Here is a 23,958-nt window from a genome sequence, read left to right as displayed (position 1 = left end):
TAACGCATTGATAATACATTTAATAAAACTTTGTAGGCTTATAAAAATGTTATAATTTTGCGACCCAATTTTATAATTAACAAAATGAATATCACAAGAAATAATGTTGATGCTTTAAACGCAGTTGTAACAATCGAGGTTGCAAAGGCAGATTTCGCACCACAAGTTGAAAAAGCCCTGAAAAATTATCAGAAAAACGCTAACATTCCAGGTTTTAGAAAAGGAGCAGTCCCGATGAGCCTTGTGAAAAAACAATATGAAAAAGGCGTGATGCTTGACGAAGTAAATAGACTTCTTCAAGAAAATTTAAATAAATACCTTCAGGAGGAAAAGCTTGATATCCTTGGAAACCCAATTCCAGTGACTTCAGATGTTAATTGGGATGCAGATTCTTTTTCTTTTGATTTTGAATTAGGGTTAGCACCAGAATTTAACGTTGACCTTGCAGCGAAAAATGATGTAACTTTTTTCAAAATCGTTGCTGACGACAAAATGCTAAACGAGCAAGTAGAAAGAATCCAAAAACAATACGGCAAGCTAAAAAGCGAAGAAACTTACAAAGCAGGTTTCGACGTAACCGGAACTTTTACGAACGAAGCGGAAGAAATCAACAATACCGTAACCATCAACCCATCCGAATTTGCTGATAAAAAAGCGGCTAAAAAATTTGAAGGAGCAAAAGTAGGTGATGTTGTAACCATCAACACTAAAGGTCTTTTTAACGATGATCACCAATTGATGGACGTTTTAAAAGTAAACCACGATAAAGTTCACGGCTTAGACATTGACGTAGATTTTACCATTAGCGAAATCACTTCCTCTGAACCGGCAGAATTGAACCAAGAACTTTTCGACAAACTTTTCGGAGAAGGAAATGTAACTTCGGTTGAACAAGTAAAAGAAAAAATCAAAGAAGACGCCGAAAAACAATTTGCGCAGCAAGCAGACCAAAAATACCTTAATGACGTTACAACTTCGTTGGTAGAAAATACAAAATTCGACCTTCCTGCAGCATTCTTAAAAAAATGGATTCAAACCGTGGGCGAAACACCGTTAACTCCAGAACAAGCTGAAGAAGAATTTGCACGTTCAGAAAAAGGATTACGTTACCAACTCATTGAAGGCAAAGTCATGAGCGAAAACAACCTTCAACTCACGTTTGACGAGCTAAAAGCTTACACTTCTGAATTAATCAAAAAACAAATGGCACAATTTGGGCAACTAAACCCTACCGATGCTGATGTTGACGGAATTGTAGCAAGAGTAATGAGCAACCAAGAGGAAGTAAAAAGACTTTCGGAGCAAGTAATGGGCGAAAAAATGCTCAACCTTTACAAAGAAAAAGTAAAAACAAAAACCAAAGAAGTTTCTTACGAACAGTTCATTAAAGAAACGTACGGAGAATAAATCTTACACATAAATGGTGAAAAAGCGTCAAAAAACACAGTAAGTTTTGGCGCTTTTTTCATTCTTTTAAGGCGCTTTTTCTGGCTTTTATTTATTAGTTTTTATGCTTCAAGCGAACCACATCTTTCGAAATTTCAAGACGGGATGGCCCAAAACAAACCTGACGAATTGTCGTTTTTAACAAAAAATGCCAAACATTTTAAAATTAGCACGAACTTTGCTATCTTAGTCAAAAGTCAAACAGTCAAAAGTTTTAATAACTTGAGACAAATAAATTTAACTCACAAAATTAAGATATGAACTACGGTAAAGAGTTTAAAAAATTTGCTACAAAGCACCATGGTGTTAACAGCATGTATTACGACAAATTGGTAAGCAGCATGACACCATATATAATCGAAGAAAGACAACTTAATGTTTCCCAGCTCGATGTGTTTTCACGTTTAATGATGGACAGAATTATCTTTCTCGGAACCGGGGTTGATGATCATATTGCCAATATTATTCAAGCACAATTATTGTTTCTAGAAAGTGTAGATTCTGCAAAAGATGTACAAATTTACATCAACTCTCCTGGCGGAAGCGTTTACGCAGGATTAGGAATTTACGACACCATGCAATACATCAAGCCAGATGTTGCCACAATTTGTACAGGAATGGCAGCTTCAATGGGAGCCGTTTTACTTTGTGCAGGAGCAGAAGGAAAACGTTCAGCATTACCACATTCGCGCGTGATGATTCATCAACCATCAGGTGGAGCACAAGGTGTTGCAACCGATATGGAAATAAACTTGCGTGAAATGCTAAAATTAAAAGACGAATTATACCATATTATTGCCAAACATTCAGGACAACCTTTCGATAGAGTTCATAAAGACAGCGAGAGAGATTACTGGATGAAAGCTGACGAAGCTAAAGAATATGGCATGATTGACGAAGTGTTAAGAAGAGGATAAATTTAGTTTTCAGTAAATTTTTTGGATAAATTCTTTGCTGTAAACGAATAACATAAAATTATGGGTAAAGAAGTGTTACAATGTTCGTTTTGCGAACGAAAAAAACCCGAAACCAATTTGTTAATTGCCGGTATGGATGCACATATATGTGACCGCTGTATTGAGCAAGCCCACGGAATTGTGATAGAAGAACTCAAGCAAAACCGTCATAAAAACAATCAAAATTCTGATTTAGTTCTTAAAAAACCAAAGGAAATTCGTAGTTTTTTAGATAAATACGTAATTGGGCAAGAACAAACTAAAAAAGTAATGTCAGTAGCGGTGTACAATCACTACAAGCGTTTGCTTCAACCAGCAAGTGATGAAGATGTAGAAATTGAAAAAAGCAATATCATCATGGTAGGACAAACCGGAACCGGAAAAACTTTGGTGGCCAAAACTATTGCTAAAATGTTAGACGTTCCGTTGGCAATTGTAGATGCTACCGTACTTACAGAAGCTGGTTATGTGGGTGAAGATGTGGAAAGTATTTTAACACGGCTTTTGCAAGCTGCTGATTACGATTTGGCTAAAGCCGAAAGAGGAATTGTTTTTATTGATGAAATTGACAAAATAGCTAGAAAAAGCGATAATCCCTCGATTACCAGAGACGTTTCTGGTGAAGGTGTTCAACAAGCTTTATTGAAATTACTCGAAGGAACAATTGTAAATGTTCCCCCAAAAGGAGGGCGAAAACATCCTGATCAAAAATTTGTTGAGGTCAATACTCAAAATATTCTGTTCATTGCAGGTGGTGCTTTTGATGGCGTGGAAAGAATAATTTCTAAACGATTAAACCGTCAGGCTGTTGGTTATGCGTCGTCAAAAAACGCTGACAATATCGATAAAGAGAATTTATTACAGTACATCATTCCAAAAGACATCAAAGACTTTGGTTTAATCCCCGAAATTATCGGTCGTTTGCCGGTTTTAACACACATGGATCCACTAGATCGCGATACATTGAAAGCCATTTTAACCGAACCTAAAAATGCTTTGATTAAACAATACCAAAAATTGTTTGCCATGGACGATGTAGAATTTTCAATTAGTGACGACGCATTAGATTACATTGTTGATAAAGCGCTTGAGTATAAATTAGGAGCGAGAGGTTTACGTTCACTTTGTGAGGCAATACTTACAGATGCTATGTACGATTTACCAAGTTCTGACGAAAAAAATCTCACAGTAGATAAACATTATGCAGAAAATGCACTTGACAAAAATTTATTACAACGATTAAAAGCGGCATCTTAAAATTTTTCCAATAAAAGTTTAACCCGAAAAGCAATTTTCGGGTTTTTTTATGTTTTCTTTCTAAATTTAATTCGAGTTGAGAGAAAACCGCAAACGCTATAACCGTAAATCAATTTTTTTATTTTATATTCATAGAAGAAAATTAAGCTCAAAATTATTTATGAAAATGAATCCTTTTTTTGCAAAAAGTAAGCAACAAATCTGTTTCGCACTTTTGGTATTTGCCGTTTTGATGTTGCAGGCTTGCGCAACGCGTTCGTCACAATTCGGAAGCAAAAAGCCTTCAGAAATTAAGGATAATTTCGAAAATAAAAAAAATATTACCCACACTTTTTACCTCATTGGAAACACCGGAACCAGCGAAAACGGCATGCCTGACGATTTGACGGAAATTCTGAAAAACAAATTAAAAACCGCTGACACCAGCAGCACATTACTTTTTTTAGGGAATAATTTTTCGGAAAAAATAAAAACAGAAAACTTAGCAAATGATTTGAGTTTAAATAAATTCAAAGGAAAAACTTTTGTCATTCCGGGCAATCAAGATTGGGGAAACGGAGTGGAAGGAATTTTGGAACAACAAAAATCCATTCAAAAAGTAATTGACAAAAATCAAGGTTTATCGCCCAAAAATAATTGTGGCATTGAGAGTTTTGCCTTGAATGAACACGTGGCGTTGATAACGGTTAACAGCCAATGGTTTCTGGAGGATTGGGACGACCATCCCACCATTAATGCGGATTGTGACATCAAAACCCGAGAACAATTTTTTGATGAATTTCAAAACAAACTCAACGAATTTTCCAGCAGAACGATTGTTTTGGCCATGCATCATCCACTTTTGTCCAACGGTAGTCATGGTGGCGAATATTCTTTTGGGAAACATATTTTTCCATTTGACGAAAAAATTCCATTGCCGGTTTTGGGAACTTTTTACAATTTGCTACGCAAAACTTCGGGCTTAAATCCGCAAGATCTTCAGAATAAAAAATATAACGATTTTGCCAAACGTATGCGAACGATGATTCAAAATCAAAAAAATATTGTGGTTGTTTCTTCGCATGACCAGAGTTTACAATATATTGATAAAGACCAAATAAAGCAAATTATTTCAGGAGCGGGAGGACAAACAGAAGCCGCTCGAGCCATCAACGATAATGATTTTTCTTACGGAAAAAACGGATACGGTGTTCTGGAAATCTTAAAAGATGGCGCCAGCAAAATTTCTTTTTACACCAAAACTTCCAATAATTCTGAGGGTTTGCTTTTTAAACAACAACCTACTTTCAACAAGCCGAAATTTAATCTTCGTGAGTATCCCAACAAGTTTGAGAAGTTTAAAGACACCACTATATACACCCTGAAAATGACTAAAAAAGGCAAAGCCTACAATTTTTTATGGGGAAAACATTATCGTGATTTATACAGTACTCAAATTAGAGCAAAAGTTGCGGCACTCGACACGCTTTTTGGTGGTTTAATACCTACAATTGATGCCGGAAAAAGCGAGTCAAGATCATTAGTTTTAGAAGATAAAAGTGGAAAGCAGTACCAAATACGGGCTTTGAGAAAAAATGCTACACGTTTTATTCAAACCGAAATTTTTAAAGACCAAACCGTAGAAAAAGATTTTAAGGAAACTTATGCCGAAACTTTAATTATGGATTTTTATACCACAGCTCATCCTTACACGGTTTTTGTGGTGCCAAAATTAGCTGATAAAATTGGCGTCAGTCACACTAATCCTTTGCTTTTTTATCTGCCGAAGCAAAAAAATCTGGAGCTTTTCAATGAAAATTTTGGAGACGAATTGTACCTCATTGAAGAGTTTCCGATGGACAATTGGAAGAATTTGAAAAGTTTTGGCAAACCCGAAAAAATCTTAACTACCGAAGAAGTTTTAGCCAATGTTCGACAAGATCAAAAATATGAAGTGGATGAAGAAAGTTACATTCGCGCGAGGGTTTTTGATATGTTGATTGGTGATTTCAATAGAGAAAATGAAAATTGGAGTTGGGGAGAACATCGTAAAAACGGGAAAATCATTTACAAACCCATTCCCAGAAATCGAGATTTAGCGTTTTCAAAATTTGATGGTGCTTTATTACCAATTGTGGTAAACATGCCGCCGTTGCGACATATGCGTTCGTTTGACAAAAAAATTGACAATGTGAAATGGTTCAACCGTCTGGCTTATCCGCTCGATTTGGCATTTGTAAAAAATTCCGGCGAAAAAGAATGGCGAGAGCAAACGCAATTTGTAATTTCTAATTTGAGCGATACCGAAATTGACCAGGCGTTTGCATCGCTTCCAAAGGAAATAAAAAACGAATCGTCCGAAAAAATAAAAACGAATCTCAAAGCCAGAAAGCGAACTTTGGAAAAATCGGTTTTGAAATATTATAAAGATTTACAACAAACTGTACTTGTGGTTGGAACGGATCAAAATGACCGATTCGAAATTTCCCGAGAAAATAATGGTACAAGAGTGCGGATTTTTTCCAACAAAAATAATGCTGAAGAAATCATTCATGACAAGGTTTATACCCGAAAACTCACCAAAGAATTGTGGGTTTACGGGATCGATGGCGATGATATTTTTGAGATGAAAGGTTCGGGCAAAAAAAATATAAAAGTCCGTATCATGGGTGGTCAAGGCCGCGATTTTTATGATATAGAAGAAGGAAAAAAAGTGCGGTTGTACGATTTTGCTTCGGCGGAAAATACGGTAAACGAAACGGGTGGCGCCAAAATGCGTTTTTCTGATTCCTACGAAATCAATACATACGACTACAAGAAACCACAATACAATATTTTTGCAGGTTATCCGCTACTTGGTTTTAACCCCGATGATTTGGTGAAAATAGGAGCAATTCTCAATTATACCGTGAATGGTTTCAACCGTTTTCCGTATTCGCAAAAACACAGCGTTGGTGCCAACTATTATTTTGCAACCGGCGGTTATGAGCTGTTGTACAAAGGAATTTTTCCGAGGCAAATTGGCAAATGGAATTTTGCTTTAGATGCGTTGTACACCAGCCCAAATTTTAGCGAAAACTTTTTTGGTTTTGGAAATGAAACCGAAAATTTTCAGCGGGAAATTGATTTGGATTATAACCGTGTAAAAATCAGGAAAGTGTTGATTACGCCATCTTTTCAGTGGAAAGGTGAAAAAGGTGGTTCGGCAATTGTAAAAGCCGGATTTGAACGTTTTGAGGTTGATGCCACTTCTGGAAGATTTATCACAAAACCTGGAGTTGTAAATCCTAATGTATTTGATTATCAAAATTTTGCCAATTTCAGCGGTCAATATACTTTTGAAAATTATGACAATATTTCGAATCCTACGTTGGGAATGTCGTTCAGCATTTTGGCGGGTTACACGATTAATTTAGATGATTTTGAAAGAAAATTCCCTTATGCCGAAAGTTCGCTTGGATTTACCTATAAATTATCACCAACCGGAAACTGGATGTTGGCTTCTCGAGTGAAAGGAAAAGTGATTTTTGATGATACTTTTGAATTTTACCAAGCGGCAACTTTAGGAGGCGATTTTGATTTGCGAGGTTTTAGAAACCAAAGGTTTTCCGGCAAACAATCGTTTTTTCACAGTACAGATTTGCGTTGGAATCTGGGTAAAATTAAAAACGGTTTCGCACCTTTACAATACGGCGTTTTTGGCGGATTTGATTACGGACGCGTTTGGCTTCCGGGAGAAAACTCGACCAAATGGCATCAAGGTTACGGCGGCGGAATTTGGCTCAACGTCATCAATTTAATTACGGGACAAATCTCACTTTTTCATTCCAGTGACGGTTTAAGATTTTCCGGCGGAATTGGGTTTGGGTTTTAAAAAAAAGAGGCTTCGCCGTGAAGCCTCTTTGTTTGTTTTCGCGTCCACAAGATATTTAATGCCTTCAATATTGAACGCTGTATCTTACTTAATACTCATTAAGTGAGTTTGATATGCATTTTTTGCGATAGAGTCTAATTCTCTGCTTGCATAATAGACTAGGCAATTGTAAGAAATAAAATTTTTATTTTTGAGGTATTCCTCTCCTTTGTCAACTTTAACATAAGGAGTAGGCATCTTGATTATTACTTGCTGTCCGTGCTTTCTGGCTTCTTCAATCAATACAAAATCTAAATCGGAATTTTTATTAAATAAATCTTTCGAATTTAGAATAATGCGTATACTATCGTTTTGGATACCTTCATTTAAACATCCGTAAAAAGCTTCATATTTGTAGGAATCTATCCAAACTTGTTTGCTGTTTTGCTCATATGTGAATTTCTCTCGTAAATAGACTTTGTTTGAACATGATAAAATTATAAATGCTAAAGAACTAACCAATAATTGTTTCATAAATTGAGTTTTATAATTAATCTAAAATCCATATATCTATGTAGTCGATAGGTGCTGGTGGACTGTCATTGAAATGACAGCCAAATACGCATTGTGAATTATCAATTAGATCCGCGTGTCCAGATGCCCATTGGGGATTTGTGGAAACCATAGAATATATGCCCTTAAACCCAGCTACCAATGTAGGAAAATTTTCTCCATTTGTACCTCCATCTTCAGCAGTAAAATTATAATGGTTGGGATTGTCAGGAAATGTTCCAAATGTTTCCCTCATCCATTTATTTAATGCTTTTGCGTTTAAAAAATAATATTTCCCGTCAGCTCCTTGTACTGTTCCAGGATTTCCTGATGTAGTGATGATTTGAGGAATCGTAACACCTGAGTAATTCAAAGCCCATGAAACTTTCAATGCGCAATATCCTCGAGACAAATTAGGATATTGATTATAGGCTTGCTGTACTAGTCCTCCAACCGCTTGCACTAATACTGCCCCATCCAATCTTGGATACGCTGTATTGAAATCATTCCATGATGGAAGATTCTGCTGTGGAAAGTTTAAGTTTGGATTTTCCCAGTAGTTTTGATCGTAGCCCAATATCTCATGTCCTTCTCGTGGCGTCATAAACCAATTCTTAAATTGCTCAATTGTTACGTTAGGATGATTCCTCAAATATTCAACTGCCCAAATTGCAAATGCCTCAACTTCGGCGCTAACATTTCCATTTACCATTCCCTGACTATTAATGTAATTTTCAATTTCAGCTTTTGGTTCGGAGTTATTATTTAAGTATTGTTGTTGATCAAAATTTAAAGAGTTATTATAAAACGTTTGAAAAAAGCTCTGAAAAACAACCGGTTTTGTAGGGATTTCTATAATCTCTTGTTCTGGATTTTCATTGTTGCCCGGATTTCCACCGCCTGAACTTTCGCCACCACCATTGTTAGGACAATCACCCCAAATTGTATTATATCCGATAATAAAATTATGTCCAACCTCACATCTTCCACTTATGAAATCGTCTATACTGTGAGTGTTTCCTGCCGCACATCTCCACACTGGAATATGATCAATCGGACATTGCATACTGCCGCCTTTAGCATAAGTAACACCTGTTAATTCCACTTGTGTAGAATTAAATCCCTCAATAGTTCCGGAAAATAAGGTGTTAGGATTATTACGGTAACTTTCTAACCAATTTTCCGAAGGAAAATATCGGATTACTTTGTAGTCAAAATCGTTTCCGTTTTGCGAAAAATAAACAATATTAGTTATGGCTTGGTCGTTTTCTAAATTCGTTGAAGCTTTTAAAGTGTATGTTGTCATACCGTTTTCCATTTCCATATAAAAAATTTCATTGGTAAAAATAGTATGAATCAGTCCAACACTTTCTCTGTGCTTTGAAGCGTCGTTTTTCAAAACATCGAGTTTTTCAAACTGTAAATTAGATTTTTGTGAGATAACTTTGTTTTGAAAACTGCTAAAATCAACATTCTTAGCAATCACTTTTTCTCCATGTTCGTGATTATCCTTGACCACTTCCTCAGCCTGACATCCCGCTAAAAAAAGCATTACCATAACGCTAAAAAGTTTTAATAAGCGTTTGTTTGTTTGTTTGTTTCATGTTTATTTGGTTTTTAATATTTCGGTAATAAAACGTGGTTATGTTTCAAAAATATTAATTTTTGAATAACTATAACAACATTTTTGTAACCAATGCGTGATTCTTAAATTTTTTATGTGTTATTTATGGTTGATTTTATAATATTATGAGCTAAAAATACATTTCAAGATTTTGACTGCGTTAGGGATTGAGCCTTTGTTTGAGCTCGTTTTTTTTGGTGTAACGAAGTGGAGCCAAAAAAACAGCGAGTGGCGAAAGCCCGACCCAATTTTTGCAGATTATTTGTTGTTGGCACTTGGGTTGTAAATTGGGGAACGCCCAAATGAAAATCAAAAATAAAAGTTAATTTTTAGCGGAAATGCTTGGCGCAATCGTTTTTGACAGTTTAAAAAAGTATCTTCGCAAGCGCTAATTTTCAATTGGTTTGTAACATTTTTAAATGTTGGTGGACTAATGCTTTAGCAAAAAACTATTTTAAAATTTTATCTACATGAAAAAAGTGATTTTATCCCTGATTATGGCGGTAATGCTGGTGCCAACAAGCGTTAAGGCCGATGAGGGAATGTGGTTTTTAATGTTTATTGAGCGTTTAAACCACCGCGACATGCAAAAAATGGGTCTTCAGTTGACGGCTGAGGAAATTTACAGCATTAACAACTCGAGTATTAAAGATGCAATTGTGCAGTTTAATGGCGGTTGTACGGCCGAAATTGTTTCCAAAGAAGGTTTGGTTTTAACCAATCACCACTGTGGTTATGATGCGATTGCGGAACTTTCGTCGCCTACAAGTAATTATTTGCGCGATGGTTTTTGGGCAAAAGACAAAAAAGCTGAGTTGAAACCGGAGTCTTTGTACGTAAGATTTTTCGTGCGAATGGACGATGTTTCAAAAAGAATTTTGAGCAAAGTAAACAACCAAATGACTGAGGCGGAACGCGAAAAAGCGATCAACCAAGAAATTGCGGTAATTCAAAAAGAAAATGACGGTGGCGGAAAATACACGGTTTCTGTACGTCCGTTTTTTCAAGGAAATGAATACTACTACTTTGTTTATCAGGATTATACAGATGTTCGTTTAGTAGGAACACCACCGGAAAATATTGGTAAATTTGGTGGAGATACTGACAATTGGGAATGGCCACGTCACACAGGAGATTTTTCTTTGTTTAGAGTATATGCTGACAAAGATGGAAATCCTGCAGAATATTCGGCGAACAATGTTCCGTTAAAACCAAAACACCATTTGCCTGTGAGTTTGAAAGGCGTGAAAGAAAATGATTTTGCCATGATTTTGGGTTATCCTGGAAGAACCAACCGTTGGATGCCTTCGGGTGGAATTGAGCAAAACGTAAAATTTGCGTATCCTGCGTGGGTTGAAGGTTCGAAAGTAGGAATGGATGCCATGAAAAAACACATGGATCAAAGTGATGCTGTGAGATTGAAATATGCTTCTAATTATGCATCGGTTGCGAATTATTGGAAAAACCGCCAAGGTATGATTGATGCTTTGACCAAATTTGGAACAGCCGATACCAAAGCAAAAACGGAAGCGGAATTTGACAAATGGGCGAACAAACCCGAAAATAAAGCAAAATATGGTGATGTGATTACCAACATCAATAAATATTATGCAGCAACAAACGAAAAATCACGTCATGACAATTACCTGATTAGCATTTTGAGAAACAGCGCATTTGCTGCAGCTCCAGCTAATTTAGGTTCGGCTTTTGAATATTTAGCTTCGCAAAATGATGCTAAAAAAGCAGAAGTAATGCCAAGAATTCAAGCGCAAATTGACGGTATGTTCGAAACCATGTACTTGCCTTTAGAGCGCGATGTTTTAGTAGATGAATTAAATTTATATGTGAAAAAAGCAGGTTATCCGTTGCCAACTTTTATTGCAGAACAAGCTCAAATGAACGGCGGTGATTTTTCTAAATTTGTAGATGATGCTTTTGCAAACAGTATTTTTACTTCTAAAGAAAAATTAGATGCTTTCGCAAAAAATCCAAATTTGGAGGTTTTGAAAGCGGATAAATTGTACCAAATGTCAATGAGTTTGTTAACGGCTTACAGAGCAAAATCTGACGAATTAGCCAAATTAGAAAACGATTACCAAAAATCTTTCCGCTTATTAGTAGAAGGTTTGAGAGAAAGCAAATTAGCAGATATTAAATATCCGGATGCTAATTCAACTTTGCGTTTATCTTACGGAAAAGTTCGTGCTTTACCAGCTGATCAAAGAAACGATGCCAAGATTAACAACTATACGACTTTGGCAGGAACGATTAAAAAATACAAACCAAACGATCAGGAATTTGACCTTCCAAAACGTTTGATTGAATTGAATGATAAAAAAGATTTTGGTCGTTATGCGGACAAAGCAGGATACCTTCCGGTTAACTTTTTATCAGACAATGATATTACAGGAGGAAACTCTGGTTCGCCGGTATTAAATGGTAAAGGAGAATTAATTGGAGTGGCTTTTGACGGAAACATCGAAGCTATGGCTGGTGATGTTATTTTCGACAAAAACCTACAAAGAACCATCAATGTTGATATTCGCTACGTACTTTTTATCATCGATAAATTTGCTGGTGCCAAGCACATTGTGGACGAAATGACAATCGTGAAATAATTTTTGTTTCTTGATAAATAAAGGAAATCCGCTTCGATAGAAGCGGATTTTTTTATGCGTTATCTAATTCTTATCTCAAATAGTTTTTAGTTCTCACTTTAATCGTATTTTTGAAAAAATTTATTTACGACCGATGAAATATTATTTGCTCATTTTATTTTTCGCCATTCAGCCGATGCAAGGTCAAACTTCGTTCGAAAAAGCCCGAAAACTATTCGATGAGGGAAATTTTGCGCAAGCAAAACCTTTATTTGAAGCTTTGGTTTTAAAAAATCCATCGGATTTAAAATCAATTGAATATTTGGGCGACATCCATAGTCATCAAAAAAATTGGTCAGAAGCAGTAACTTTTTACGAAAGATTAAAAAATGCTAATCCAAAACATGCTGATTACGTTTACAAATACGGCGGTGCTTTGGGAATGAAAGCTAAAGAGAGTAATAAATTTAAGGCTTTAGGAATGATTGATGAGGTGGAAGAATCTTTTTTAAAAGCCATTCAACTAGATGCCAAACACATTGGAGCACGTTGGGCTTTGGTGGAATTATATTTACAATTACCTGCAATTATTGGCGGAAGCGAAAAAAAAGCACAAAAATTTTCTACTCAATTGATGACGATTTCTCCCGTTGACGGTTATCTGTCAAAAGGGCATATTGATGAATACTTTAAAAGATACACTTCCGCAGAAAAACATTACAAAAAAGCGGTTGAAATTGGCGGTTCGAAAACCACATACCAAAAATTGGCAGATTTGTATAAAAATAAGATGAATCAGCCTGAAAAAGCGAAATTATTGCTGGAAGAATTTAACGAAAAAAATAAAATATAAGAAGAAGTTGACGAGTAGATTTTCAAAATCAAAAATCTTAAGTCTAAAATCTGAAATCTAAATGAGAACACATTTTATAGCAATTGGCGGAAGCGCGATGCATAATTTAGCTTTGGCATTACACAATAAGGGTTACCATGTTACCGGAAGCGATGATGCTATTTTTGAGCCTTCGAAAACGCGCCTTGAAAAAAAAGGATTGCTACCTGAAGAATTAGGGTGGTTTCCCGAAAAAATCACCTCGGATATTGACTCTGTTATTTTAGGAATGCATGCCAAAGAAGACAATCCAGAATTGTTGAGAGCAAAAGAATTAGGCTTAAACATTTTCTCATATCCCGAATTTTTATACGAACAATCCAAAAATAAAACCCGCGTGGTTATTGGTGGTTCGCACGGTAAAACTACCATTACGTCCATGATTTTGCACGTGATGAATTATCATAATATTTCGGTGGATTACATGGTTGGAGCTCAATTGGAAGGTTTTGAAACCATGGTGCATCTCACGGAAGAAAATGATTTTATGGTCTTGGAAGGTGATGAGTATTTGTCATCGCCAATAGATCGTCGTCCGAAATTTCATTTATACAAACCAAATATTGCCTTAATTTCAGGGATTGCTTGGGACCATATTAATGTATTTCCAACGTTTGAAAATTATGTAAATCAGTTTGAAATTTTTGTAGAAAGCATCACGAACGGGGGTATTTTGGTTTACAATGAAAATGATCCAGAAGTCAAAAAAGTAGCCGAAAATGCCACAAATCCCATTCGAAAAATTCCTTATTTCACGCCAGAATATTCAGTTGAAAACGGCATAACTTTATTGCAAACTCCTGAAGGCGATATGCCAATTGAAGTTTTTGGAGCCCATAATTTGAATAATTTGGCTGGAGCCAAATGGATTTGTCAAAATATGGGAGTTGACGAAGCGGATTTCTACCAAGCAATAGCCAGTTTTAAAGGGGCTTCGAAGCGACTGGAAAAAATTGCAGAAACAAAAAATACAGTCGCTTACAAAGATTTTGCACATTCGCCAAGCAAAGTTTCCGCTACTACAACAGCGGTAAAACAACAATATTCCGACAGAAAATTGATTGCTTGTTTGGAGTTGCACACTTACAGCAGTTTGGATGCTCAATTTTTGCATGAATATGAAGGAGCATTGGATTCCGCAGACGTTGCCGTGGTTTTTTATTCTCCTGATGCTGTGAAAATTAAGCGTTTGGAGGAAGTGACATATCAGCAAATTGAAGAGGCTTTTAAACGAAAAGATTTAATCATCTACACCAATCCGGACGAATTTCAAAATTTTCTGCGAAGCCTGAATTTTAACGAAGAAAAAATCGCACTTCTTTTAATGAGCTCCGGAAATTATGGCGGTTTAAATTTTGATGAAGTAAAAACAATGGTGAATTAGATGGTTAGATCATTAGATAGTTAGATAATTAGATGGTTAGATAATTAGATTGTTAGATAGTCAGATAGTTAGATAGTTAGATCGTTAGATAGTTAGATAGTTAGATAGTTAGATAGTTAGATTGTTAGATTGTTAGATAGTTAGATTGTTAGATAGTTAGATTGTTAGATAGTTAGATTGTTAGATAATTAGATGGTTAGATAATTAGATGGTTAGATAATTAGTGAATTAGCGGTATTTAAAATCGCTTATTTCTGATACCTGTAATGTCCGGTAATTTCATAGCTAAAAAGACAATCCTCCAAAACTTGTCCGGCTCCAACGTTGTGCACAATTAAATTTCGTTTTCCGTCAACCGATTTTTTGTGGGTTACGATGCCAATGTGTGGCAATTTCCCGTTAATTTTCCAGGTGACTAAATCACCTGTTTTATAATCCGAAGCTTTTGTGGAAACGCCTAAGCTTTTGCCAAATCGTGTAAAAAATACCTGTAAATTTGGGACTCTTCGATGGTCAATATTGGTATCGGGTTTCTTTAATCCCCATATTTTGGGGTATAAAGAAAAATTATTTTTCATGTCTTGGTGCACTTCTTTTTGCAAATCAATTCCTAATTTTCGGTAAGCTCTGATAACCACATCCGTACAAACGCCAATATTTTTCGGCACGTCACCATTTGGGTATTTGATGTTGTAATATTTTCCATCGTAGATCACTTTATCATTTGTGAGTAAAATAGCAGCATTACTTAATCTCGAAGAGAAATTATTTTGCGCAAGCGAACAAAAACTATTGAAAATTAATAAAATTGTTACGAATTTCATATTTTAGTATTTTATTTTTATAACGAAAAATAGATTGTTTCATTATCTGCCAAAATAAAAATATTTTCGCCATGGATCAGAATGCCACTTTTTCTATAAAATTTTGGGCTGAGGATGATAAACCCCGTGAAAAATTAATGCTGAAAGGAAAATCTGCTTTGTCTGATGCCGAATTAATCGCTATATTAATTGGTTCCGGAAGCAGGAATGAAAGCGCGGTTGACCTAAGCAAGCGTATTTTATTAAGTGTAGAAAATCTCAATGCTTTGGGAAAATTATCATTAAAACAACTCACAGAGTTTAAAGGAATTGGAGAAGCAAAAGCCATCACCATCATCGCAGCGATGGAATTGGGGAGAAGAAGACGGGCAGAAGAAACGGTAGAACTCAAAAAAATTTCTTCCAGTAAAGCTGTTTTTGAAATTTTACAACCGATTATTGGCGAATTACCTCACGAAGAATTTTGGATTTTGTATCTCAATAATTCTAATAAAGTGATTTATAAAACCCAATTGAGTAAAGGCGGTATTACTGGAACTGTAGTGGATATTCGTTTAATTTTTAAAATTGCTTTAGAGCAAAATGCCGTTTCGATTATCATTTCCCATAATCATCCATCAGGACTTTTAACACCAAGCGATGCTGACATCAATATTACCAAAAAAATCATGGAAGCAGGGAAAACAATGGATATCGCTGTTTTAGATCACATTATCGTTACTGAAAATTCGTATTATAGTTTCAATGATGAAGGAAAAATGTGACGTTTTATAATAATTAAATTTCAAAACAGACTGTTAAACCAGTTATTTTTCGAAGTCAAATTGCTATCTTGCAACAGCAATTGAAAGCACTATGATCCGTACGCAAGATTTATCTTTTTCATACAGCCAAAATACCGGATTTTTATTTCCGGATATTCAGTTGAATCCTTCCGAAACACTCTTAATTACTGGAAATTCAGGTAAAGGAAAGACCACTTTGTTGCACTTGCTTGGCGGATTGCTTCGGGCGGAAAAAGGGAGCGTTTTTGTTAACGAAACAAACTTGGAAACCCTGTCAGAAAAAAAATTAGATGAATTTCGAGGTAAAAATATTGGATTAATTTTACAACAATCCCATTTCATAGAATCGCTTTCGGTTTTAGAAAATATCGAAATGGCTTCGTGGTTGGCAACTGGTAAAAAAGAGACTGAAAAAGCTCAGGATATTTTAGAAAATTTAGGGTTGAAAGACCAGCAGAAAAAATACACTTTTGAGTTAAGTGTTGGGCAACAACAAAGGGTATCCATTGCCAGAGCATTGATTAACAAACCGAAATTAGTTTTGGCTGACGAACCCACATCCAGTTTAGATGATGACAATGCCTTTTTGGTGGCGGATTTATTAGAACAATTGACCCAATCTTTTGCAACATCACTGGTAATTGTTACTCACGATCAACGTTTGAAAAGCCGTTTTTCTAATCAAATTCAACTGTAATGATCACAAAATTAGCTTGGAAAAATATTTGGTTTAAACCGCTAAATACTGCTTTGAGTATTTTGTTGTTAACTGCTGGAGTGGCAATCATTTCTCTATTGATACTACTTCAGGAACAATTTGAACAAAAATTTTCTTCAAATATTGATGGAGTTGATGTGGTTTTGGGAGCTCAAGGAAGTCCGTTGCAATTAATCTTGTCTTCAGTTTATCAGGTTGATGCTCCAACCGGAAACATTAACTATGCTGAAGCCGAAAAATGGATGAAACATCCTTTCGTAGAAACTGCTATTCCACTCGCTTTTGGCGATAATTTTAGAGGTTTTAAGATTGTTGGAACAACACCAGATTACCTTAAAAAATTTAATGGAAAAATAACTTCTGGAAAAATTTTTGAAAAAAATCTTGAAGTGGTTATCGGGAGCGAAATTGCGGAGAAATTAAATTTAAAAATTGGAGATAAATTTCACGGTTCTCACGGCGATTCTGAGGAAGGCGAAGTGCACGACCAACACGAATATATCGTTACCGGAATTATTGCGCCAACAGGAAAAGTAATTGATAACCTAATTTTGAGCAACATTGAAACCGTCTGGCAAATTCACGAGAGCCACGATCATCATCACGAGGAAAGTGGCGAAAATCCGGCTCATGGTGAAGAAGGGCACATTCACATGGAAGGCGACGAACACGATCATGATCACGAAGATACTGATGAAAATCCTGCTCATGGTGAAGAAGGACACATTCACATTGAAGGCGATGAACACGAACAACATCACGATGACCACGATCATTTAGAAAAATTGCACCAAAACGAAAATCGAGAAATCACAGCAGTTTTAATCAAATTCCGTAATAAGATGGGCTTTGTAACTTGGCCAAGAATTGTAGCGCAAAATACTAAGATGCAAGCGGTTTCTCCAGCAATTGAAATTAATAGGTTATTTTCGCTGATGGGAATTGGTTTGCAAGCCATGCAATATCTTGCTTACGGCATTATGTTTATCTCTGGAATAAGCATTTTTATAGCGCTTTACAATACTTTAAAAGAGAGAAAATACGAATTTGCTTTGCTTCGGGTAAGTGGTGCCGGACGTTTACAACTACTCAAGTTGGTTATAATCGAAAGTTTACTTTTGGTGATAATCGGGTTTATTTTAGGTACGATTGTAGGTCGTTTGGCATTAATATTGATTTCAAATTCAACCGACGATCAGTTTAAAATGGTCTTTAGTCCGTGGCAAATGGTTTGGCAAAAAGAATCAATGTTGTTTGCATTTACCATTTTAATAGGGCTTTTGGCAGCCGTAATTCCAGCAATTAAAGCCTATCGTCTTAATATTTCAAAAACTTTAGCCAATGCGTAAATCTTATATTTTAGTAATTTTTGTGGTAGTAGTCTCTGTAGTTTCATTTTTTCAAAATACAGATTCACACCAAAAAGCATCTTTTGTACCCTCGTTTGAAAATAAGAATGCAAACTTGATTGTTGCCGGTGATACCCTTAATTGGAAATTATTAGGCGTGATTAAATATGTTAAAAAAATGCATAAAGATTATCCCGAAGGAGTACAGTATCCTATCATTAACACTACGTTAAAAGCAAAAAATAAGAAGCGAATTGTAATGTCGGGGTTTATCATTCCTATTGATAATACAACATATGCTTTAAGTAAAAATGTTTTTGCATCTTGTTTTTTCTGTGGACAAGCAGGACCGGAAACAATCATGGGGATTAAATTTAAAGGAAGTACACCAAAATTAAAAACCGACCAATATGTAACGTTAGAAGGTAATTTTAGAATCAATGAAACCAACATTGAAGACTGGATTTATCATATTGAAGATGCTGTAATTGTAAAAGGGAAATGATTTTTAAAAATAAAATAACCGATATTTTTTTTGATCTTGATCATACGCTTTGGGATTTCGAAAAAAATTCGGCATTGGCATTTGAAACCGTATTACAAAAAAATGAAATTGCCATTGATACGATAGCTTTTGTGGAGCGATATGTTCCAGTAAATAAAAAATTTTGGGATTTATATCAGCGAAACCAAGTAACTGCACAAGAACTTCGGTATGGAAGATTAAAGGAAGTTTTTGAATCATTTTCGCATAGTATAGACGACGAAAAAATTCATTTTTTGGCGGAGGAATACATTTCGCATTTGCCACTAAATAACCATCTTTATGCAGGAGCATTAGAATTACTCGATTATTTGCAACCTCATTATCAATTGCACATCATTACCAATGGCTTTAATTTAGTTCAACAAAATAAATTAAAAAATTCAAACATTTTGCACTATTTTAAAACTGTTACCGATTCGGAAATTGCAGGTCATAAGAAACCAAGTGCTGAAATTTTTAAATTTGCTTTAGAAAATGCCAAATGTAATCCCAAGACAGCGGTGATGATTGGCGACAATCTCGAAGCCGATGTTGAAGGCGCTTTAAGTGCCGGATTAGATGCTATTTTTTTTAATGAACACAATATAAAAGTAGGGGAGAACATTAAACACGTTAACCATTTGCTAGCGTTAAAAAATTATTTTTAAATAACAATGAAAAAAATCTTACTTCTTGTTGCCATTGCAATCCAATTTTCGGGATTGGCACAAAAAACCATTAATGATTATCAATATATAGTTGTTCCTGTGAAATTTGATTTTCAAAAACAACCAAATGAGCATCGATTAAGTACTTTTACTAAAGCTCACTTAGAAAAAATGGGGTTCATTGTATTTTATGAAGATAAAATACCGGTAGAATTGATCAACAATCGTTGTGGTGCTTTGTATGCTAATTTAGAACGAGAATCGGCTTTTTTGGCTACGAAAATGACCGTTTCTATAAAAGATTGTCAGAATAATCTAATTTTTAAAAGTGCGGAAGGAAAAAGTAAGGAAAAATCTTTTGCAAAAGCTTATGCAGAAGCGTTAGATGAAGCCATGATTTCACTTTACAATGAAAATTACTCGTATAACGGTAATACTAACTTTGTGGCATCTGCTCCAGCTCCAGTTCTAACACAGCAGAAAACAGCAACCGTTTCATCGGAAACATCAAGCATTTCACAAGTTAAACCTAAAGTTATCGAAGCCCAAGAATTGCCAACCCATCTTTATGCACAACCCATAAAAAACGGTTATCAATTGGTAGATAATACTCCGAAAGTGGTGTTGAAAATTTACAAAACTTCTAATCCCGATTATTTCACGGCACAAAGTGATACTGCAAATGGTGTCTTAATCAAGAAAAATAATGATTGGTTTTTTGAATATTACCAAGATGACCAGCCCGTTTCAGAAAAACTGCTAATCAAATTTTAGTAGTCATATTTGTTTTTCCAGCGGATTTTTAAAAAATCTCTGGTCGATTGTTCACGAGGATTATTTCCGGGTTCGTAAATGGGTGTGTTTTTGATTTCATCGGGCAAAAATTCTTGCTCCGCAAAATTATTTTCAAAGTTATGAGCGTATTTGTAATCATCGCCGTAACCTAACTCTTTCATCAGCTTTGTTGGCGCGTTTCGCAAATGCAATGGCACAGGTAAATCTCCCGTTTGTTTTACAATTTGTTGAGCTTTTCCAATCGCCATGTAAGTCGAATTGCTTTTGGCAGAAGTTGCCAGATAAACCGCGCATTGGCTCAAAATTATCCTACTTTCTGGATAACCAATGGTGGTAACAGCCTGAAATGTATTGTTAGCCATAATCAAAGCTGTTGGATTGGCGTTTCCAATATCTTCGCTTGCCAAAATCAGCATTCGTCTGGCAATAAATTTTAAATCTTCGCCACCTTCAATCATTCTTGCCAGCCAATACACTGCACCATTCGGGTCACTTCCACGAATTGATTTTATAAACGCCGAAATTATATCGTAATGTTGTTCACCCGTTTTGTCGTACAATACCGTATTTTGCTGTACCAATGAAAGTACCATTTCATTCGTAATTACTACATTTTCGTTTTTCGAAGCGTTTACAACCAATTCAAAAATGTTTAGCAATTTTCGTCCGTCGCCACCCGAAAGCTTAAGTAATGCCTCTGTTTCCCTCAGTTCAATGTTTTTTTGTTTGAGTAACAAGTCAGTTTCCATGGCTCGTTTCAATAAATTTTCCAAATCTTCTTTGGTAAATGCATTTAAAACATATACCTGACAACGCGAAAGCAACGCTGGAATCACTTCAAAACTCGGATTTTCGGTAGTGGCACCAATTAATGTAATCCAGCCTTTTTCAACCGCTGCCAAAAGTGAATCTTGTTGTGATTTGCTAAAACGATGAATCTCATCAATAAACAAAATCGGATTTTTGGCCGTAAAAAGACCGCCGCTTTGTTTCGCTTTGTCTATTACATCGCGAACGTCCTTCACGCCACTATTGATTGCGCTCAAAATATAAAAAGGTCGTTTCGATTCTTGCGAAATAATTTGTGCTAAGGTCGTTTTTCCCGTTCCCGGAGGTCCCCAAAAAATTAGCGATGGAATAATTCCCCTTGCAATTTGTTGGGTTAATGAACCTTGTGGTCCCACTAAGTGTGGTTGTCCCACGTATTCGTCTAAATTTTGCGGTCTGATTCTTTCGGCTAAAGGTGCTTCCATGTTGCAAAATTAAGAAATTCGACGATTAATCATTTGTAAACTGATCGCTCAATATTGTAAAATTTGGATATGACAAATATTGGTAAAATTATCAGCCTTTATACTATTTTTTCCCGGTGAAATCTTTTTATAGAGAAGTGTTCAACATCTGCCACAACTTGTCTTTTAATTCCATCAGTCCTTGTTGCGCTACTGAAGAAATAAATAAATATTGAAGTCCTTGTAAATCTTTGTCTAATTCAGCTTTCATTTCTGCTTTGAGTTCCTCGTCTAACATGTCTGATTTTGAGATAACAATCAATCGTTCTTTATCGAGAATTTCGGGGTTGTACCTGCGTAATTCATCAAGTAAAATCTCGTATTCATTTTTAATATTGTCGGCATCTGCCGGAATTAAAAACAGTAAAACCGAATTTCGTTCGATGTGTCTTAAAAAGTAGTGTCCTAAACCTTTTCCTTCAGCAGCACCTTCAATGATTCCCGGAATATCTGCCATTACAAAGGACTGGAAATCGCGGTAAGAAACAATTCCTAAGTTGGGTTTTAAGGTGGTAAAAGGATAATCTGCAATTTTAGGTTTGGCAGAGGTTAAAACCGACAACAAAGTAGATTTTCCCGCATTTGGGAATCCAACTAAACCAACATCTGCCAATAATTTTAATTCAAGAATGATATCTTTTTCCTCAACGGGCATTCCAGGTTGAGCATACCGTGGCGTTTGGTTAGTGGAACTACGAAAATGCCAGTTCCCTAAACCGCCTTTTCCACCTTTGGCAACAACTCGTTTTTCGCCATCTTCGGTAATTTCAAAAAGTATTTCGTTTGTTTCCTGATCTCTAACTACAGTTCCAAGTGGTACTTCAATGTATTTGTCTTCACCGTCAGCACCTGTACTTCTTGCACTTCCGCCATCGCCTCCGTGTCCGGCCTTGATGTGACGGGCAAATTTTAAGTGAAATAGAGTCCAAAGATTTTTATTTCCAATTAAAATTACGTGTCCCCCACGACCGCCATCTCCACCATCTGGACCGCCTTTTTCAATAAATTTTTCACGGTGTAGATGTGATGAGCCTTTTCCTCCTTTTCCAGAGGCAACATATATCTTTACGTAATCTACAAAATTTCCTTCTGTCATGATTCTTTAATTTGGATTAAAGTTTAAGGTTTAAAGTAGCAATTATTCGCGACTTTAAACCTTACCTTAAACACAATTATTTTTGTTAATTATTCTTTTAGCGAGCGTACTAGTACTTTATCGATTTTAACACCATCCATGTCGATGACTTCCAATTCAAATAAATTCCATACAAGTTTTTCGCCTTGTTTCGGTATGTAAGATAATTCGGTCATTATTAAGCCGCTGACGGTTGTAACTTCATAATCATTGATCAGTTCGTCAAGGTCAAAATACGTTAGGAAATCATGTAATGAATAATGTCCGTCCACGAGCCATGTGCCGTCTTCTCTAGCAATTAGCTGAAATTCTTCGTGATAAAAATCCGACGCATCTCCTACTAAGGCTTCTAAAATATCGTTAAGGGTGATCATCCCTTGCGTAATTCCGTATTCATCAGTAACAATTGCATAATGTACTTTGGTTTTTTTGAAAACTTCCAAGGCTTTGTATGCGGATGTGTGTTCGATTAAATAAACGGGTTCTGTTGCAATATCGCGTAAGTTAAAATCGCCTTTCTCGAAATTGGCGAACAAATCTTTTAATGAAACCACGCCAATAACTTCGTCAAGATTATCCTCACAAACCGGATAAACGGAATGGATTTCATCTAAAACTTTAGCTTTCAACTCTTCCACATTATCTTCTAACGAAAGGTAAACCACCGCTTTTCTATGAGTCATGAGTGAATTTACTTTTCTGTCGCCAATGTGAAATACTCTTTCCACAATGTCTTGTTCGATTTCCTGAACTTCCCCAACTTCGGTTCCTTCTTTGATAATGGCCTTAATTTCTTCTTCAGTAACTTTTCCATCTGCCGTTGGACGAATTCTGAATAATTTAAGCAATGATTCAGTTGAAATGGTCAATAACCAAATGAATGGAGCTGTGATAATTGAAACAATTTTCATGGGAACCGCTACCATTTTCGCAATAGCTTCCGGATAATTAAGTCCGATTCTTTTTGGTACCAATTCTCCTAAAACTAAGGAAAAAAATGTAAGAATTACAACGACAATTCCTACTGCTAAATTGGCGGAGTATGGTTGCAAGGCTTCAAATCCATCGAGGAAGAGTTTTACGTCATCCGTTACTTTATCTCCGGAATAAATACCGGTCAAAATTCCTATTAATGTAATTCCGATTTGTACGGTTGACAAAAATTTGTTTGGTGAATTGGCAAGGTCTAAAGCTGTTTTCGCACTTGGGTTGCCTTTTTTGGCAGAGGTTTCTAAACGGTTTTTTCGAGCAGAAATTAATGCAATTTCCGACATTGAAAAAACGCCGTTTAAAAGAATAAGAAATATAATTATGGCTATTTCCAAA

At 35.8% G+C, this 23,958-nt stretch carries 19 protein-coding genes; 13 read left to right on the top strand and 6 right to left on the bottom strand.

The window, feature by feature from the left end:
- The first annotated feature begins 84 nt into the window (after positions 1-84).
- From tig to GV828_RS09915, 4 genes are all read left to right on the top strand, one after another.
- Positions 85-1,407, top strand: coding sequence for a trigger factor (gene tig / locus GV828_RS09930; RefSeq protein ID WP_166537343.1), 1,323 nt, complete (start codon positions 85-87; stop codon positions 1,405-1,407).
- 296 nt (positions 1,408-1,703) lie between these two features.
- On the top strand, positions 1,704-2,363 hold the full coding sequence (gene clpP / locus GV828_RS09925) for an ATP-dependent Clp endopeptidase proteolytic subunit ClpP (RefSeq protein WP_166537342.1): 660 nt from the start codon (positions 1,704-1,706) through the stop codon (positions 2,361-2,363).
- A gap of 60 nt (positions 2,364-2,423) precedes the next feature.
- On the top strand, positions 2,424-3,659 hold the full coding sequence (gene clpX / locus GV828_RS09920) for an ATP-dependent Clp protease ATP-binding subunit ClpX (protein ID WP_166537341.1): 1,236 nt from the start codon (positions 2,424-2,426) through the stop codon (positions 3,657-3,659).
- A 160-nt stretch (positions 3,660-3,819) separates the two neighbouring features.
- Positions 3,820-7,512, top strand: coding sequence for a ShlB/FhaC/HecB family hemolysin secretion/activation protein (locus GV828_RS09915; protein ID WP_166537340.1), 3,693 nt, complete (start codon positions 3,820-3,822; stop codon positions 7,510-7,512).
- An 84-nt stretch (positions 7,513-7,596) separates the two neighbouring features.
- Here the strand turns inward: GV828_RS09915 and GV828_RS09910 are convergent, their stop codons facing one another.
- Both GV828_RS09910 and GV828_RS09905 read right to left on the bottom strand, forming a co-directional pair.
- Positions 7,597-8,025 carry a hypothetical protein gene (locus tag GV828_RS09910; RefSeq protein ID WP_166537339.1) on the bottom strand — a complete coding sequence of 143 codons (429 nt, stop codon included), beginning with the start codon at positions 8,023-8,025 and terminating at the stop codon, positions 7,597-7,599.
- Positions 8,026-8,041: 16 nt separating this feature from the next.
- Entirely contained in the window at positions 8,042-9,601 is a 1,560-nt protein-coding gene (locus GV828_RS09905) for a T6SS effector amidase Tae4 family protein (RefSeq protein WP_166537338.1), read from the bottom strand.
- 536 nt (positions 9,602-10,137) lie between these two features.
- Here GV828_RS09905 and GV828_RS09900 point away from each other — a divergent pair.
- The 3 genes from GV828_RS09900 (at position 10,138) to GV828_RS09890 (ending at position 14,540) form a co-directional block, all read left to right on the top strand.
- A complete protein-coding gene (locus GV828_RS09900; protein ID WP_166537337.1) occupies positions 10,138-12,285 on the top strand; it encodes a S46 family peptidase in 2,148 nt (715 codons plus the stop codon).
- A gap of 133 nt (positions 12,286-12,418) precedes the next feature.
- Positions 12,419-13,117, top strand: coding sequence for a tetratricopeptide repeat protein (locus GV828_RS09895; protein WP_166537336.1), 699 nt, complete (start codon positions 12,419-12,421; stop codon positions 13,115-13,117).
- A gap of 61 nt (positions 13,118-13,178) precedes the next feature.
- On the top strand, positions 13,179-14,540 hold the full coding sequence (locus tag GV828_RS09890) for a UDP-N-acetylmuramate--L-alanine ligase (RefSeq protein WP_166537335.1): 1,362 nt from the start codon (positions 13,179-13,181) through the stop codon (positions 14,538-14,540).
- A gap of 248 nt (positions 14,541-14,788) precedes the next feature.
- On the opposite strand, the gene GV828_RS09885 is transcribed toward GV828_RS09890, so the two are convergent.
- Positions 14,789-15,364, bottom strand: coding sequence for a DUF1287 domain-containing protein (locus GV828_RS09885; RefSeq protein ID WP_166537334.1), 576 nt, complete (start codon positions 15,362-15,364; stop codon positions 14,789-14,791).
- Between the two features lie 71 nt (positions 15,365-15,435).
- Between GV828_RS09885 and radC the strand changes: the two genes are divergently transcribed.
- From radC to GV828_RS09855, 6 genes are all read left to right on the top strand, one after another.
- Positions 15,436-16,128, top strand: a complete 693-nt coding sequence (gene radC, locus GV828_RS09880; RefSeq protein WP_166537333.1) for a RadC family protein — start codon at positions 15,436-15,438, stop codon at positions 16,126-16,128.
- Between the two features lie 91 nt (positions 16,129-16,219).
- Positions 16,220-16,846, top strand: coding sequence for an ABC transporter ATP-binding protein (locus GV828_RS09875; protein WP_166537332.1), 627 nt, complete (start codon positions 16,220-16,222; stop codon positions 16,844-16,846).
- Positions 16,846-18,216, top strand: coding sequence for an FtsX-like permease family protein (locus GV828_RS09870; RefSeq protein ID WP_166537331.1), 1,371 nt, complete (start codon positions 16,846-16,848; stop codon positions 18,214-18,216). The genes GV828_RS09875 and GV828_RS09870 overlap by 1 nt, the downstream gene beginning before the upstream one ends.
- Positions 18,209-18,721, top strand: coding sequence for a hypothetical protein (locus GV828_RS09865; RefSeq protein WP_166537330.1), 513 nt, complete (start codon positions 18,209-18,211; stop codon positions 18,719-18,721). Before GV828_RS09870 ends, GV828_RS09865 begins: the two co-directional genes overlap by 8 nt.
- Positions 18,718-19,410, top strand: coding sequence for a YjjG family noncanonical pyrimidine nucleotidase (locus tag GV828_RS09860; protein ID WP_166537329.1), 693 nt, complete (start codon positions 18,718-18,720; stop codon positions 19,408-19,410). The genes GV828_RS09865 and GV828_RS09860 overlap by 4 nt, the downstream gene beginning before the upstream one ends.
- A gap of 6 nt (positions 19,411-19,416) precedes the next feature.
- Complete coding sequence (locus tag GV828_RS09855) at positions 19,417-20,184, top strand: hypothetical protein (protein WP_166537328.1); 768 nt, start codon at positions 19,417-19,419, stop codon at positions 20,182-20,184.
- Here GV828_RS09855 and GV828_RS09850 read toward each other — a convergent pair.
- The 3 genes from GV828_RS09850 to GV828_RS09840 form a co-directional block, all read right to left on the bottom strand.
- Entirely contained in the window at positions 20,181-21,458 is a 1,278-nt protein-coding gene (locus tag GV828_RS09850) for a replication-associated recombination protein A (protein WP_166537327.1), read from the bottom strand. The genes GV828_RS09855 and GV828_RS09850 overlap by 4 nt on opposite strands.
- A 127-nt stretch (positions 21,459-21,585) precedes the next feature.
- Positions 21,586-22,593: a GTPase ObgE gene (gene obgE / locus GV828_RS09845; RefSeq protein ID WP_166537326.1), complete on the bottom strand. Its 1,008-nt coding sequence runs from the start codon at positions 22,591-22,593 to the stop codon at positions 21,586-21,588.
- 89 nt (positions 22,594-22,682) lie between these two features.
- Complete coding sequence (locus tag GV828_RS09840; protein ID WP_166537325.1) at positions 22,683-23,957, bottom strand: hemolysin family protein; 1,275 nt, start codon at positions 23,955-23,957, stop codon at positions 22,683-22,685.
- Position 23,958 lies beyond the last annotated feature (1 nt).

Source organism: Flavobacterium ichthyis (assembly GCF_009915155.1).
Lineage (GTDB): Bacteria > Bacteroidota > Bacteroidia > Flavobacteriales > Flavobacteriaceae > Flavobacterium > Flavobacterium ichthyis.
This window is presented reverse-complemented; position numbering and strand designations above follow the sequence as displayed.